Raw genomic sequence first — 15,403 nt, 5'->3', positions numbered from 1 at the left:
GATATGAGACTATGCAGACCACGAGCGACAGATCAGGCTATCATCTCTTTCTTGTTTTGGTGATTTACGTTTATTCGGCAGTATCCATGGCCGTTGTCGGACTGGTGGTTCCGTTTATCAGTGCGATTGCGGAAGCTCGACATGTTTCTCCGGGACCTGTGGGCACCAGTTTGTCCTTCTTTTCCGTGCCCGCAGCCTTCACATCCTTCCTGTTCGGCATGGTGGTTGACCGTATTGGCGTAAAGCGCGCCTTTCCAATTTCCATTGTTCTTACGTTGATTGGTGACAGTCTTCTCCTATCAACATCCACGTTGTGGAGCCTACGGATCGGGCTTATGTTGTGTGGATGTGGGTTTGCGTTTGCGACAGCGGGTTCTCCGGTGTTGTTTATGCGCTATCTGCCGGAAAAAAGTCGCTCCAAAGCTTTGGCATTTTGGTCCACTTTTGCCCCGGCCGGATATTCAGCCGGTCTTCTGCTCGCCATTCCTTTTTTGAATGGGGGACGCTGGCAGGCAGCCTGCACGGCCCATATGGCGCTGATGGTTGTTATTCTTGCTGTTGGTGTTCTGACACTAGCTGGCTTGAAAGAGCCGCCGGTTGTCTTGACTGAAAGCGGTCCGGCCAAGCGACTGTCACCTTGGCTGGTCACGGCTCTCGGGCTGTCAGTAACGCTCCCGAATGGGATTGCTTATGGAACCAGTTTGATCGCGCCGTCTTACCTTGCGCGCGTTCACCATGTGAGTTTGGCTGCGTCTGCCGCAGAAGTCGCGATCATCAAGATTGTCGTCATGCTGGCTGGTGGGCTGATTGTCAGTCTGTGTGTCGGAACGGAGCGTCGTTCCCGGGTGATGTTCTGCATCATGGCGGCTATTGGCATGCTGGCTCAATGGCTGCTGCTTTTCCCGGGAAGCACGATGCTGGTCGCGTCTGCCGGGCTATTTCTTTGGACATTCGCCTATAGCGGCCTAAGTGGTGCAGGGATGTCTTTGCTGCCGGTGGTTGCGACAGACAGGAAGACCCGTGGCGTTGTTGCAGGCACGGTCGGCCAGTTTATTTCCGTCTCGGCAGTTCTGATGCCTTACCTGTACTTCTCAACAACGCTCTGGACCAGTTATGCCCTGTTTGCGTTCTGCGCCCTGGGAATGGGTTGCCTGACAATTTTCCAGGTCAGGCAACGTAAGGCGCTGGCTTGATCTTTAAAGGGCAGCACCAGTTACTGTGGTACTGCCTTTCGATTCAGTCGCCGCAAAATTAGCCTTCAGGCGTTCCAGAAGATAGTTCTGGGCCGAGATCGGAGCATATTTCTTCTCTGGCCCCTGAATGATTGCATCCCGATTGGCTTGGCAGAAAAAGGGGATGGAGAGACGCTCACCAAGATATTCGCCCGGTTGTGGCATGCGAACACGATGAAGCGTGGACAGTAGCTTGTCGTCGCTCCACCGCATCAGCATGTCACCAATATTGCAGGTCACATATCCTGAGACGGGTTCAACGTCGGTCCATGCCCCGCTCTTTGCATCCTTCCCAGGGCAAACCTGAAGGCCGCCTTCGCCTGTTCGCTGATGAAGAAGTGTCAGGCAATCAAAATCCGAATGGGCGCCTGCACGCCAGCGTTTGAAGTCCTCCGGCAGAGCATTCTCCATGCTCATATAATGAATGAGACGCAGGGTGCACTGGTAGTCAGAAGAGGACGGGTCGTGCAGTTCGGTGAAGAACTTTTCGTCAAATCCGAGTTTGATGGCAAAGCAGGACAGGATCTTCATACCCAGAAGCCAGTTCTGGTGCTCGAAGTGAGACAGGAATTCCTTGAAGTTCGGCGCGTCATGCTCTGTTGGCCATAGAGCCGCCATTCTGGGAAGGGTGATCTGAAATGATTCTTTATGGTCAGGTGTACCTGTTGAGGGCCGCACCTGTTCCTGAAACTCCCATCCGGCGTTCGTACCAGGTTTGAGGGGAAGGCGGGCCTTTGCCTCTTTAGGGAGGGCAAAGAAGGCTGTTGCCAGTGAAAACGCTCGATCTATGTCGTTCTGCGGAATGCCGTGATTATAAACCTGAAAAAAACCGATTTCCGTGGCTGCAGACCAAAGTTCGTCGGCAATCTGGTATTTCCGCTCTTCAAAAGAGGACAGATCGATCCTGGGAATTTGACGGGCGATATTCGTCCCCATTCCGCCAATATGGCGTTCGGTTTCAAGTTCGCTCAGACCTGTCGGGACCATACTCGTTTTCTCCATAAACGTATTGAAGACAACAGAGACGGAACTACGGCAGGGTGAGGGGCTATAGCGATCAATCATGGCAAATGCCCCCAACCAGAGCCGTGATCCGGATCTGTTGGAGCAATGCCCAAAGCCTGTAACAGGGCTTCGACCGCTTCTACTCGTTTTCAACACAAAACATGGTGGGCATTTGCCTGTCAATTATAAAAGCCGTTCTCATAAAAGCATTTCAATATTCTCAAATTAGGCACTTTCATGAAAACCATTTCGATTCATAAACTATGATTGAATGAAGAATGGAGAACGCTCCGTATGTCCAGGATGTCTCTCAGTCGCAGGCAAACCCTTTTGGGGTTGGCTGGAAGTCTCGGCGAATTATCCATGCCGCTCACCAGTAGGGCGCAAAATGCGGGGACGCCCGTCAAGCTTATAACATCCTGGTATGCACAAGCTGAGTTTGGTGGGTTTTATCAAGCTCTAGCCAAGGGGTATTACGCACAGGAAGGACTGAACGTTACGATAGAGGCTGCCAGCCCGCAAATGAATGTTCCTCAGCTTCTGGCTGCCGGCCGTGCAGATTTCATTACTGGCTACGACTTCCAGCTTCTTTCCGCCGTCGCCTCTGGAATTCCTCTTGTTGCGGTAGCCAGTACATTTCAGCACGATCAGCAGGGCCTGATGACTCATGCTGGCGTCAAGGATCTCAGCCAGCTCCGTGACCACCCAATTCTGATAGCAGCGTCTTCCCATGCGACGTTCTGGCCATGGCTCAAAAATCGCTTTGGTTACAGGGAAGAGCAGGCGAGGCCTTATTCTTTCAATCTCTAGCCATTTTTTCTAGATCAGGAAATGGCCGTTCAGGCTTATGCATCCTCCGAACTGTGGGATGCCAGACAGAAAGGAATGCCGGTCGAGTTTTTCCTGTTCAAGGATCTGGGTTATCCGCCCTATGGCGCCCCTATGGTCACCACTCAGCAGATGGTTGCGACGGATAAAAAAAAGGTAAGCAGCTTTGTAAAAGCGTCTTTGATGGGATGGCGGGATTATTTTCAAAATCCCAATCCGGGGAATGCTCTGATCCTCAAAGCTAACCCCAACATGACGCTGGAGCACTTGGCTTTCGGCTATGCGGGGCTGAAAAAAGCAGATGCTCTGTCATCCCCAGATGTCAAAGAGCGAGGTCTTGGCGCGATGACGCTTGCCCGGTGGCAGGCCACACGGGACTTTATGGTCAGCCAAAACCTTTTGCCAGCCGATGCTGACTGGAAAAGTGCCTTCACCACAGAGTTTGTGGATACTCTCCGGGTGATGCCAGCATGAGCTTACTGATACAGAATATCGGTGGAATTTTAACTGGACTACGCGGCGATGCCGCTAGACGTACCGGTGACATTCGCATTCGCGACGGCAGGATCACTGAAATCGGTCGTTTGGCACCTGGCTCTGGAGAGAAGGTTCTGAACGCCAAGGGAGGAATTGCAACTCCCGGGCTTATAAGCACGCATCATCACCTTTTTCAGAGTGTGCTCAAAGCGGTTCCCACGGCCATTAATAAGCCATTGGAGCCATGGCTTCGCCTTGTGCCCAATACTTACTGGAACCGCATAGATGAGCGGGCGCTCAATGTGGCGGCCCGGGTTGGAATGGTGGAACTGCTCTTGTCAGGATGCACGACGGTCGCTGATCATCATTATCTGTTTGCAGATATGTATGCATATGATCCGGCTGCCGTTCTGTTTGAAGCCGCTGAAGATCTGGGTCTGCGCTATGTTCTGGCACGTGGTGGCACCACGCGCGCCAGGAAATTTGATACGGACGATATTATTCCAGCCCCGACGGAAACGCTGGATGTGATGATGAAACGTGTCGAAGGGCTTGTCGGCCGGTATCATCAATCGGGCCCGAACGCGAAACGCCGAATTGCTCTGGCCCCTAACACACCAACCTGGGGCGTCACGCCGGACGAGCTTCGGGAAATGGCTATCGCTGCCCGAAGTATGGGTATTTCGCTACACTCGCATCTGTCTGAAACGGAGAACTATGTCCGGTTCTGTCTGGAAACTTACGGAATGCGACCCCTTCAGTTTGTTGCCGAGCATGGTTGGGTTGGAGAGGACGTCTGGTTTGCGCATCTGGTTCATCTTGATGAGAGCGAACTAGCGCTTATGGCCCAAACCGGGACCGGTATGGCGCATTGTCCTCAGAGTAACTGCCGCCTTGGTTCAGGGATCGCGCCTGCACCAGCCTTGGACGCTCTGGGCGGGCGCGTATCGCTGGCAGTTGATGGGGCAGCATCCAATGAAGCCTGTGACATGGGGGCAGAGATGCATTGTGCGTGGATGATTCATCGCGCAGTTCACGGTGCTGATGCTGTTACGGCCGAGGATGTTATGCGCTGGTCAACATCCGCGGGAGCGCAAATCCTGGGGCTTCCTGATGTCGGCCGAGTTGAGGTCGGCGCAGCGGCGGATCTGGTTATTTATGGTCTGGATGCACCCAGATGTGCTGGATTGCATGATCCACTGATTGCTCCGGTCGTGTCAGGTGCCACAACTGTACGTCATGTCCTGATGGATGGTGTGCCCGTGGTAGTGGATGGTTCTATTCCCGGACTGGATCTTGAGGCTTTACTGGCAGAGGCTCGTGACGTTGTGGGTTGTCTTACGCGTGCCTGAAGAAACCTGTGCCAACTCAGCATGGGTACAGTTCAGCGGCACTTCCTGTTAGAGTGGATCAATCGTTTTGACGCTTTGATTCTTCTGTCTCGACAAGGACCTGCAATGCTTACCTGTGTTGGTTACGCGGCCTCCAGCCCGACATCTCCCTTGGCTCCCTTCGCTTTTGAGCGCCGTGACTGCGGTCCTTTGGACGTTCAGATTGACATTACCCACTGCGGTGTCTGTCACTCTGACATCCATACCGCACGGAGCGAATGGGGACCTGCTTCTTATCCATGCGTGCCGGGACATGAGATTATCGGACATGTCAAAGCGGTTGGCCCAGACGTAACACGCTTTAAAGTCGGTGACCGGGTGGGCGTGGGCTGCATGGTGAATTCATGCCGAACCTGCGCGTCCTGCGAGGCTGGTCTGGAGCAGTATTGCGATGCCAGTCCAACATGGACATACAACAGCCCCGATCCGGCATTTCCGGCAGAAGGCGCCTACACGTTCGGCGGATATTCGCGCGCCATCGTTGTCGATGAAGGTTTCGTCCTGCGTATTCCCGAAAATCTTGATCCTGCCGCAGCGGCACCATTGCTTTGCGCCGGGATCACGACATGGTCTCCGTTGTCTCACTGGAAAATCGGAACAGGGCATCGTGTTGGTGTTGTAGGGCTCGGTGGACTTGGCCATATGGGGGTCAAATTTGCCGTTGCGCTTGGTGCCGAAGTGACGCTGTTCACAACGTCTCCGAATAAAGTCGAAGATGGGAAGCGACTTGGTGCACACCGGGTTGTCATTTCCCGCGATGAACAAGCGATGGCTGCCGAGGCGAACCGCTTTGATTTCATTCTTGATGCTGTGTCGGCAGATCATGACATCAATGCCTACCTGTCCCTGCTGAAGCAGGACGGACATATGGTGCTTGTAGGGCTGCCGGAAAAGCCGATGTCTGTTGGGGCGTTCAGCCTTGTTGCCAAGCGTCGTAGTCTGGCTGGCTCTGCTATCGGTGGCATTCAGGAAACGCAGGAAATGCTCGATTTCTGCGGTCAGCATAACATCGTCAGTGACGTGGAAATCATTCGGATGGATGAGATCAATCAGGCGTATGAGCGCGTCCTGCGTTCAGACGTCAAATACCGCTTCGTGATCGATATGGCGTCCATGCCAGACAGCATCGCAGGCTGAAACCTTAGGGAGGGGAGGTGGTAGCAAGAAACTCCCAGCCTCCTTCCTAAGAAAAGCTTTACTTCTGGAGTTTCTACCCAACGGGAAGACATGATTTTAGAATGAATCATCACGTTGCGACGTGTCGGGCGGAACTGGTTGCCGTCCTGACTACACTCCAGAGCGGAACACCAGAAGTTCTGACCGTTCAGAACGGAGCCTGCTTACCTGCCGGTGCCTTGGAAACGGAACACTCATCACTGCAGCGTGGTGTGCGCCATTGGGTAGAAGAACTTACGGGGTTCCGCCTGGGCCATGTTGAGCAACTCTATACGTTCGGCGACTCTGTTCCTGCTGAAACTGAACGGCTTGTGCGTATTTCCTACATGGCTTTGACGCGCGACAGTGGTGATCAGGCGGGATGGAGGGGATGGTATCAGTACTTTCCCTGGGAAGACCGCCGAACAGAAGGGAGTGTTACGCTCCTCAAGTCCATTGAGCGAGCACTTCTTGAGTGGGCTGCCCATGAGGAGGAGAGGCTGGACCGCTGCAAGGTCACGTTCGGTTTAAACGGAGAAAGCTGGAACGACGAAGCCGTGCTGGAGCGTTATGAGCTACTATGGGAGGCTGGTCTGGTCCAAGAGTCACCCCATTGTAGCGCCGGGCTGGGAGAGACTCCCATGCTCTGGGATCATCGGCGTATTCTCGCAACGGCGATGTCTCGTTTAAGAGCAAAAATTCGTTACACGCCTGTCGTGTTCGAGCTTGTGCCCGAAGAATTTACGCTTCTTCAACTCCAACAGGCGATGGAAGCCCTTTCGGGGCGTTTGATGCACAAGCAGAATTTTCGTCGATTGGTACAAAATCAGGATCTGGTCAGCGAAACCGATCGCTACGAGAGCGGGGTTCAGGGAAGACCTGCGCGGCTTTACAGGTTCCGGAAGGACAATTCTGAAAACTGCTATCTGACAGGGGCCAAGCTTCCACTGGGAACCTTCTCCTGAAAACGTGTTGACCGACAGGCTTGTGAATACTGTAAGATACATTATGCTCAATGGGAGCATAATGTTATTACGGAGTCCGTCATGGGCCGTCAGCATGTCTTGGAAAGCCGTGACAGGCTTTACGAACCTGTCTCCCGCCTGATGGCGCGGGAGGATTGGGAACGTTTATACGCGGATGACATCGAGGCTATTCTTCGCCTGAAACGCGAACGAAATGCGGTTATTCTGGCTCATAACTATCAAACGCCGGAAATTTTCCACTGTGTCGCGGACATCCGCGGAGACAGTCTGGCTCTGGCTCGTGATGCCCAGAACCTCGATGCAGACATCATTGTCATGGCGGGCGTTCATTTCATGGCGGAAACTGCCAAGCTGATGAATCCCGACAAGACGGTTCTAATTCCGGACGATCGGGCTGGCTGTTCTTTGGCAGAGAGCATAACGGCGGAAAACGTCCGGGAGATGAAGCGGCGCTATCCGGGAGTTCCGGTTGTCACCTACGTGAACAGTACAGCGGAAGTGAAAGCGGAAACAGACGTCTGCTGCACATCCGGCAATGCTAAACGCGTTGTGGAAAGCCTGGGTGTTCCGCGCGTTATCATGATTCCAGACGAATTTTTGGCTCAAAACATCGAGAACGAAACAGGCATCGAAATGCTGACCTGGGCGGGTCATTGTGAAGTGCATGAACGCTTTACACCGCAGGAAATTCGGCAGTATCGGCGAATTCATCCAGGTGTGACGGTCATAGCGCATCCTGAATGCCCGCCAGACGTGGTTGCCGAGGCGGACTATTCCGGTTCCACCGCCAATATGATTGACTACGTCGCGACCCACCGCCCGGAAAAAGTGTTGCTGGTGACAGAATGCTCGATGAGCGACAATCTGGCCGCGCTGAATCCGGAAACCGAGTTTGTTCGCCCGTGTAATCTTTGCCCACACATGAAGCGCATTACGTTGGCAGGAATCCGCAGAGCGCTCGAAAAACTCGAAACTCCGGTAACCATTCCGTCCGAGCTTGAAGGGCGAGCCCGCATGGCGGTCGAGAGAATGCTGGCAATCTAATTGTGAAGGACATTCTTTTAAGTCACCTCGCTGGGCAACCCGTTATCGTAGGGGCAGGACTGGCAGGTCTTTCCGCTGCCCTGCACCTTCGCCAGCCCTGTGTTGTTCTCAGCCCGGCTCCGTTAGGGCACGAGGCGGCGAGTTCTTTGGCTCAGGGGGGAATTGCAGCCGCAGTTGGAGCAGAAGATTCACCGGATCTGCACGCTCAGGACACGTTAGCCGCAGGTGCCGGCCTCAGTGTTTCCCACATAGTGAAACTGATTACGAGCTCGGCACCTGACGCCATCAGGACCTTGCTCGAGTGGGGCGTCCCTTTTGCAAAGAAGGGCGAAGCACTGGACCTGCATCTGGAGGCCGCCCATTCCAGACACCGTATTCTCCATGTCGGCGGAGATGGAAGCGGTTCTGCGATCATGCAGACGTTGATAAAGCGTGTTCGAAGTCTCGATACCGTCACTGTTCTGGAAGGAGCGCGATTAGAGGGCTTGGTTACGGAGGAAGAGCGCCTTGTTGGAGTCAGAACCTCACAAGGTTTTCTGTCCACCTCATGCTGCGTCATCGCCTCCGGAGGCATTGGCGCTCTTTACGACTGTACCACTAGTCCTGAAACATTGACCGGGAACGGTCTGGCTTATGCTGCACGTGCCGGCGCCAGATTAATCGATATGGAATTTACCCAGTTTCATCCAACAGCTCTTAAAGGCGTCGGGCAGACTGGCCGCAGACCTCTGGTGAGCGAAGCGGTACGCGGGGCGGGTGCTCGTCTGGTCGATGAAACTGGAAACAGATTTACGGAAGAACTCCAGCCACGCGATATCGTCGCGCGAGCGATTTCGGCTCATATTCAAAGCGGACACGACGTTTTTCTGGATGCGCGGGCAATAGGAAAAACGCCCTTTAGTCTGAGGTTTCCGGGCATAAAAGCGTCATGCATGGCCATGGGGATTGATCCGGACGCACAGCTCATCCCGGTCAGTCCAGCAATGCACTATCACATGGGTGGCCTAGATGTTGATGAGCAGGGGCGTACCTCTGTGCCGGGTCTGTGGGCCTGCGGAGAAGCGGCTTGTACCGGCCTTCATGGCGCTAATCGCCTGGCGAGTAATTCATTGCTCGAAGCCTTCGTAACCGGGAAATGGGTCGCAGAAAGCATCGACAGCAGCATGCTTCCAAAGGTGCCGTTCGGGACGATTGTGCCGCGCGAAGTCAGCAATGCTCCTGCTGTGCATGATTTGGCCTCACTCATGAGCCAGTATGCCGGACTGCTCAGGGACGAGCGTGGATTGCAGGCCCTTTTTGAAACAATTCTTCCTGATATCCACGTTAGTAATGAAGCGCTCATTGCCGCGTTCGTTGCATCGTCTGCCCTGAAACGTAAGGAGAGCCGTGGAAGCCACTGGCGCACGGACTTTCCAAGTCAAACGATGCCTAACCGAACTGTGCTGACCATAACTGATCTTCCTTCGCCATAAGGACACATTGCATGACCTTTCAGACCTTTCTGCCTGATCTTCTCTGGGAACCTGTAGTTCGTGCCGCGCTTGTTGAAGACCTGGGAACGGGCGGAGATCTGACGACACAGGCTCTTCTTGATCCTGAACAGCCCCTTCAGGCAGTTTTTCGTGCAAGACAAAACGGCGTTCTGGCTGGGTTGCAGGGGGCCCACCTTGCATTCAGTCTTCTTGACCGCAAGGCTGAGTTTATTTCTCACAGACAGGATGGCGACAGGATTGGGGCCGGGGATGTCCTGGCCGTCATTGACGGGTCTGCGAGTACGGTTCTGGCAGGCGAACGCACGGCGTTAAATCTACTCTCGCACCTGAGCGGTATCGCTACAGCGACGCGGGCGATCGTGGATGCCGTTCATGGCACGGAGGCTCGGATCTGCTGTACACGCAAAACGCTTCCTGGCCTTAAAGCGGTTCAGAAATATGCGGTACGTGCAGGTGGTGGTGCCAGTCATAGATATCGGCTTGATGACGCCATCCTGATCAAGGACAATCATCTGGCTTTATGCGGGGGCGTCTCAGCAGCTTTGAAGGCGGCGCGTCAGCGGGCGGGGCATCTGATGAAGATTGAGCTGGAGGTCGATACGCTCGATCAGCTCGAAGAAGCCCTCGCGGCTGGCGGAGCAGATGCTTACCTTCTCGATAATATGGGTGTGGAAACACTTCGTAGAGCTGTCAGACTTATCGATGGTCGCGCTATTGCTGAGGCATCCGGTGGAATTACACCGGAGACGGCACGCCCGATTGCAGAGACCGGGGTGGACGTTTTGTCGTTGGGCTGGCTTACACATACGGTCAAAGCGCTGGATATCGGCCTTGATATAAGCGGCTAAGCTGGTTTTTCCGGCAAGAGCATTCCAAAGTATGCTCTTGCCGAGAGTATGACTGTGTCCGTCAGGCCAGGACGTTGCCCATGGCAGGGTCTGTGATGCTCGTTTGTCCGGTTTCTACATGCCCGGCAAATCGAGCTTGATTGCCCGGTTCATCGGAGCAGGAGAGAACAAGATCATACCAGTGATGACTGGCATCGAGATCAACGGAGACGGATGCCGACTGATTTCCTTCAAGGGTAAGAAAACGGTCTTCCGCACCATAAGCGTTATCCTGGATCCTGACCTTCTTTTCTGTGGACGCAGTATTCTTGAGGTTTAGGACCAGATTGCCGGTTCGAGCGTCTCCCCGCGCTTGAACGTGGATATCCATAGGTTTCGCGTTCTGGAAGTAACGCGCAAAACCATTTGGCCCGAGAATGGTAAAGTCGTGCTGTCCTGCGCTCTTTATTTTCCAAATGTCAGTGATGGCTTTTCCCGGCTCCAGAGTATGCCGGCGAGGGGTCTCCTCGGTTCCGTCACGATAAACGTAAAAACACGCCCCGGATGTGCCGTCATTGCGGATTTCGAAAGTCACGCTGTCTGCACTGGTCTCCAGGAGGTCTGCAGAGAGTTTGTATGGCAGTGGTCTTGCCAAGCGTGCCCCTCGTTCCTGGTTGCCGATATCGTCGAGGGTGCTCTGATGAGGAATAACGGGCGAGGGAAGCTTGCAGGATGCGTCAGCAATTTTCCTGTAGGCGGCCGTGTCCGGAAGCGGCGGCTTAACCGTAGTTTTGCGCGAAAAATCGAACGCACTGGTTAAGTCGCCGCAGACTGCGCGGCGCCATGGCGTAATATTGGTTTCTTTGACGCCAAAACGGGCTTCGATGAAGCGTAGCACAGAGGTGTGGTCAAACACTTCGGAGCAGACAAAGCCCCCTGTGCTCCAGGGAGAGATAACGAAAGCGGGTACACGCGGCCCCAGGCCATAAGGAAGATCGTCTGCCTTGTAGCGGTCTGGCCTGAAGCTCTGGAGATGATTGTGAATTTCGTCTCTGGTCGTCACCGTGCTCTGACCTGGGAGAATTGGTGTGGGAGGCTGTGGGGGCGGCATATGGTCAAAATACCCGTCGTTCTCATCATACATCACGAGAAAAACGGTTTTGGCCCAGACATCCGGATTTGCCGTCAGGGCATCGAGCGCGTGAGCAATAAAGGTTGCACCGTAGCCGGGCGTCCACCGGGGGTGTTCAGAATATGCCGCCGGAGGCAGGATCCATGACACCTGTGGCAGCCGATCCGCCAGAACATCCTGTTTCAAGTGATCAAGGGTTCGCGCAGTCATGGCGCGCTCATGCAGGGCTGATCCCGGCTTGGCGTCAGCGAAATTCTTGAAACACATCAAAACGTTTGTGCCGAAATTACCATTCTCAACATCGGCGCCAGACAGGCCCTGCTGGTAAACCTGCCATGACACACCGGCCTCCTGAAGGCGCTCAGGGTAGGTCGTCCAGGTGAAAGGCTCAGGCACTTTGGGATAAAAATCTCTGTCTACCCAATCCACATTGTCGAGGATCGGGCCACCGCCTGTCGCATTGGGATCAACGGTGCCAGACATGAGGTAAAAACGGTTGGGGTGTGTCTGGGTCGGTGTGGAGCAGAAATAGTGATCGCAGACCGTGAACGCGTCAGCCAAAGCGTAATGAAAGGGAATATCTTCCCGTGTGTAATAGCCCATCGTCATATCTTTCTTGTGACGAGGCCATTGGTTGTTCCAGCCTTTGTTGATCGCTGCGTGAGTAGGAGCCCAACTGTGGTCCAGATCAATCACGCATTCTGCACTGGTAGTTTGTGTCGGGAGATGGAACGGCGTGATCCAGCCATTTTCGGCTTTCTGCCGTTGCTGCCACCAGATCGGTTCGCGGTTTGGACCACGCACGACATGCCGGTCTCCATACCCTCGAACGCCTGACAGATGACCAAGATAGTGATCGAAAGATCGGTTTTCCTGCATCAGTACAACAATATGCTGGACGTCTTCGATCGTTCCTGTGTCCCGACGGGCAGGGATGGCACGGGCACGCTGAATGGATGGAAGAAGCGCACTCAGGGAAAAACCTGCTCCCAGACCCAGCACGCCGCGACGGTTCAGTTTTGTTGCCACCGTTGATCTCTTCCATACACTCGATTGTGATAAGACGCTTATCAGCCTCCGGAGATGAAATCATCAAGGAAATTCAGGATGTTTCATGTCACTTTTGTGAACGGGCATGGCGTTGAAGAGCGGACGTCGGCACCCGCAGGTGAATGCGCGGAAACAGGCCGCCGTTTGGTTCAGAGTGTGTTTGAGATTGACTTCGCCTATAGGGGCTTGAATGATTTGTGCTGGTTATTTGAGTAGGACACCATGACACAGGATGATGCACCTCCTTCCTCATCCCAACAGGGATTGGAAGAGGAAAACCACCCTCGCCGACGCGATGTGCTCGCGACAGTTACGCTGGGGATGGGCTGTGCAGGGGCCTGCGCGCTGGCATATCCGTTTCTCAACAGTTTGAATGGTACGCAGAGCAGTCGCATTGGCGAAGATGATACTGTTGAGGTTGATTGCTCGAAGCTGGCGCCGGGGCAGCAGCTTGTGGTGACGTGGCGTGGATGGCCGGTGTTCGTTCAGCGGCGCACACCAGAAATGCTGGCTTCGCTCCGTGTTCCTGAACTAGCGCATCGGCTGCGTGACCCAGAGTCCAAAATGCACCAGCAACCTCAGGATGCGATCAACTGGCATCGCTCTGTTGTGCCTGAGATTGGCGTTCTGATCGGGATCTGTACGCATCTGGGGTGTGTGCCATCTTTTGACGCGCCATCGTCAGGCGATCGATCCGGGAAATATGCCTGTCCCTGCCATGGGTCCCAATTCGATATCGCAGGGCGGGCGTATAAGGATGCGCCAGCGCCCTATAATCTTCCTGTTCCGCCCGTGACGATAATTTCTGATCAGCACCTTCTCATTGGGAAGAGTAAAGGCGATCCAGATTTTGATATCGCGACTATCCAGCAGATCTGATTGTCCTCATGACCGATAAATCTCAAGATCTCTCCCGGTGGGTAGAGAAACGTCTCCCGATTGTTTCTTCTTTTCGGCGTGAATACGTTGATTTCGCAATGCCGAAAAATCTCAATTATCTATGGAATTTCGGTGCTTTTGCCACGGTTTCGCTCGGGATGCTTTTGCTGAGCGGGATCTTTCTTGCTCTCAATTATACTCCGACAGTGTCAGATGCATTTTCCAGCATTGAGACCATAGATCGGCAGGTAGCATCGGGCTGGCTGGTTCGATCCATTCATATGGGCGGCGTTTCCATGCTGTTTGCCGCTCTCTACGTTCATGTCGCAAGAGGGCTCTATTACGGATCTTACAAAGCGCCTCGTGAACTGATCTGGCTCACTGGGCTCGGACTGCTTTTAATGGTCATGATAACGGCTTTTGCGGGATATATTCTCCCGTGGGGGCAGATGTCCTATTGGGGCGCAACAGTTGTCGTGAATGCGCTCAATACTGTGCCATTGATCGGCAAAGCCCTGACGTCCTGGCTAATGGGAGGGGAGGGCCTTGGTAATGTTGCTTTACACAGAATTTACGTTCTTCATTTCCTGACAGCATTTTCTATTATTGGCGTCGTGGCGCTTCATATTGCAACATTGCATGTTGCGGGATCAAATAACCCGACAGGAATAGATCCTGAATACTCTGATGAAACAGTCCCATTTCATCCCTATTATACGTCCAAGGATGGGTTGGGGCTTTGTTTGTTTCTTATCGTCTATGCAGTAGTTGTTTTCTTCGCTCCGGATTTTCTGACTCTTGCAGAGAATTACGTACAGGCAAACCCGCTTGTGACGCCTCAGGACATTACGCCGGAATGGTATTTTGCACCGTTTTATGCGATTTTAAGGGCGGTTCCTTCCAAACTTGGAGGCCTCATCCTCGCGACAGGAAGTATAGGCGTATTATTTGCGGTGCCATGGCTGGATAAGTCCCCTGTCAGATCTGCACGGTATCGACCTCTCCTTCGACCTGCGCTTTTATTGCTTTTCTTCTCGTTTGTTGCTCTAGGTTTTGCGGGAATGCATCCACCAGCAGGGGGATGGCTATGGCTCAGCCGTGTGGCTGTTTGCTACTGGTATTTATATTTTTTGGTACTTCTGCCGTTTCAGTCGCGACGTGAAACATCACCATCCCCGACCGTCCAGCACGAGGGCTCGGAATGAAATATCTTTTCGTGGCTTTGCTTGCTCTTTCGCCTTTACAGGCCATGGCTTCTACGCCTGAACAACGTGGGTTTCAGGTATTCAGGCAGGTCTGTAGTAGCTGCCATAGCCTGAATTATGTCGCTTACTCGGATCTGTCAGAACTCGGCCTGTCTGTCTCGGCTATCAAGGACTATGCGGCACAGCATCAGGTTGCTGATGGTCTGGATGACGATGGAGACCTCAAAACGCGTCCAGCCCACCCATCCGATAAAATTGGGTCACCCTATCCGAGTGAAAATCTGGCCCGTATGGCCAATCATGGCGGCTTGCCACCGGATTTTTCACGGCTTGCCCTCACGCAGAAGGGCGGAACGGCCCGTATTATCCAGATTTTGGAATCTTACGCCTCGGCACCGGAAGGAGCGGTGCTCCCCCAAGGGTCTTATTACAATCTGGCCATGAAGCATCGTCATATTGCAATGCCTCAACCTCTGCATGCTGGTCAGGTCAAGTACTCAGACGGGACGTCGGCAACCATTTCCCAGATGGCACAGGATGTAGGCACATTCCTGGAATGGACAGCTCGTCCACACCTTCAAACCCGGCATAGAATAGGCATTTATACGTTAATTTATCTTATTGTGATGAGTATGTTGGTATTCGTTCTCAAAAATAGAATATGGAAAAAGGTGAAGGAATAGGCTGTGACTTCCAATA

General features: G+C 53.6%; 14 protein-coding genes. 12 read left to right on the top strand and 2 right to left on the bottom strand.

The genetic code is table 11. The features are described from left to right. Positions 1–11 precede the first annotated feature (11 nt). Entirely contained in the window at positions 12–1,193 is a 1,182-nt protein-coding gene (locus JN414_RS10710; protein WP_202207860.1) for an MFS transporter, read from the top strand. A gap of 3 nt (positions 1,194–1,196) precedes the next feature. Here the strand turns inward: JN414_RS10710 and JN414_RS10705 are convergent, their stop codons facing one another. After that, complete coding sequence (locus tag JN414_RS10705; protein ID WP_202208012.1) at positions 1,197–2,234, bottom strand: isopenicillin N synthase family oxygenase; 1,038 nt, start codon at positions 2,232–2,234, stop codon at positions 1,197–1,199. 297 nt (positions 2,235–2,531) lie between these two features. On the opposite strand from JN414_RS10705, the gene JN414_RS16910 reads away from it, so the two are divergent. The 8 genes from JN414_RS16910 (at position 2,532) to nadC (ending at position 10,459) form a co-directional block, all read left to right on the top strand. Further along, the gene (locus tag JN414_RS16910; RefSeq protein WP_237389994.1) at positions 2,532–3,047 is read left to right on the top strand and encodes an ABC transporter substrate-binding protein; all 516 of its coding nucleotides are present in this window, start codon (positions 2,532–2,534) and stop codon (positions 3,045–3,047) included. Positions 3,048–3,068: 21 nt separating this feature from the next. Further along, positions 3,069–3,539: an ABC transporter substrate-binding protein gene (locus tag JN414_RS16905; RefSeq protein ID WP_237389993.1), complete on the top strand. Its 471-nt coding sequence runs from the start codon at positions 3,069–3,071 to the stop codon at positions 3,537–3,539. Continuing rightward, positions 3,536–4,894, top strand: a complete 1,359-nt coding sequence (locus JN414_RS10695; RefSeq protein ID WP_202207859.1) for an amidohydrolase family protein — start codon at positions 3,536–3,538, stop codon at positions 4,892–4,894. Before JN414_RS16905 ends, JN414_RS10695 begins: the two co-directional genes overlap by 4 nt. 105 nt (positions 4,895–4,999) lie before the next feature. Next, positions 5,000–6,070 carry an NAD(P)-dependent alcohol dehydrogenase gene (locus JN414_RS10690; RefSeq protein ID WP_202207858.1) on the top strand — a complete coding sequence of 357 codons (1,071 nt, stop codon included), beginning with the start codon at positions 5,000–5,002 and terminating at the stop codon, positions 6,068–6,070. Between the two features lie 101 nt (positions 6,071–6,171). Next, complete coding sequence (locus JN414_RS10685; protein WP_202207857.1) at positions 6,172–7,053, top strand: NrtR DNA-binding winged helix domain-containing protein; 882 nt, start codon at positions 6,172–6,174, stop codon at positions 7,051–7,053. Between the two features lie 81 nt (positions 7,054–7,134). After that, positions 7,135–8,118, top strand: a complete 984-nt coding sequence (gene nadA / locus JN414_RS10680) for a quinolinate synthase NadA (RefSeq protein WP_202207856.1) — start codon at positions 7,135–7,137, stop codon at positions 8,116–8,118. A 2-nt stretch (positions 8,119–8,120) separates the two neighbouring features. Beyond that, a complete protein-coding gene (locus JN414_RS10675) occupies positions 8,121–9,590 on the top strand; it encodes an L-aspartate oxidase (RefSeq protein ID WP_202207855.1) in 1,470 nt (489 codons plus the stop codon). A gap of 11 nt (positions 9,591–9,601) precedes the next feature. Further along, positions 9,602–10,459, top strand: coding sequence for a carboxylating nicotinate-nucleotide diphosphorylase (gene nadC / locus JN414_RS10670; RefSeq protein ID WP_202207854.1), 858 nt, complete (start codon positions 9,602–9,604; stop codon positions 10,457–10,459). 61 nt (positions 10,460–10,520) lie between these two features. Here nadC and JN414_RS10665 read toward each other — a convergent pair whose 3' ends face one another. After that, positions 10,521–12,599, bottom strand: coding sequence for a phosphocholine-specific phospholipase C (locus JN414_RS10665; protein ID WP_202207853.1), 2,079 nt, complete (start codon positions 12,597–12,599; stop codon positions 10,521–10,523). A 243-nt stretch (positions 12,600–12,842) separates the two neighbouring features. Here JN414_RS10665 and petA point away from each other — a divergent pair, with 243 nt between their 5' ends. Genes petA through JN414_RS10650 form a run of 3 tightly spaced genes read left to right on the top strand, consistent with a single transcriptional unit; the run spans position 12,843 to position 15,387 of the window. Beyond that, positions 12,843–13,499, top strand: coding sequence for a ubiquinol-cytochrome c reductase iron-sulfur subunit (gene petA, locus JN414_RS10660; RefSeq protein ID WP_202207852.1), 657 nt, complete (start codon positions 12,843–12,845; stop codon positions 13,497–13,499). A gap of 8 nt (positions 13,500–13,507) precedes the next feature. Continuing rightward, positions 13,508–14,704: a cytochrome b N-terminal domain-containing protein gene (locus JN414_RS10655; protein ID WP_202207851.1), complete on the top strand. Its 1,197-nt coding sequence runs from the start codon at positions 13,508–13,510 to the stop codon at positions 14,702–14,704. Next, the gene (locus JN414_RS10650) at positions 14,701–15,387 is read left to right on the top strand and encodes a cytochrome c1 (RefSeq protein WP_202207850.1); all 687 of its coding nucleotides are present in this window, start codon (positions 14,701–14,703) and stop codon (positions 15,385–15,387) included. Before JN414_RS10655 ends, JN414_RS10650 begins: the two co-directional genes overlap by 4 nt. Positions 15,388–15,403 lie beyond the last annotated feature (16 nt).

The sequence above is a fragment of the Gluconobacter sp. Gdi genome, assembly GCF_014132155.1.
In the GTDB taxonomy this organism is placed as follows: Bacteria; Pseudomonadota; Alphaproteobacteria; order Acetobacterales; family Acetobacteraceae; genus Gluconobacter.
This window is presented reverse-complemented; position numbering and strand designations above follow the sequence as displayed.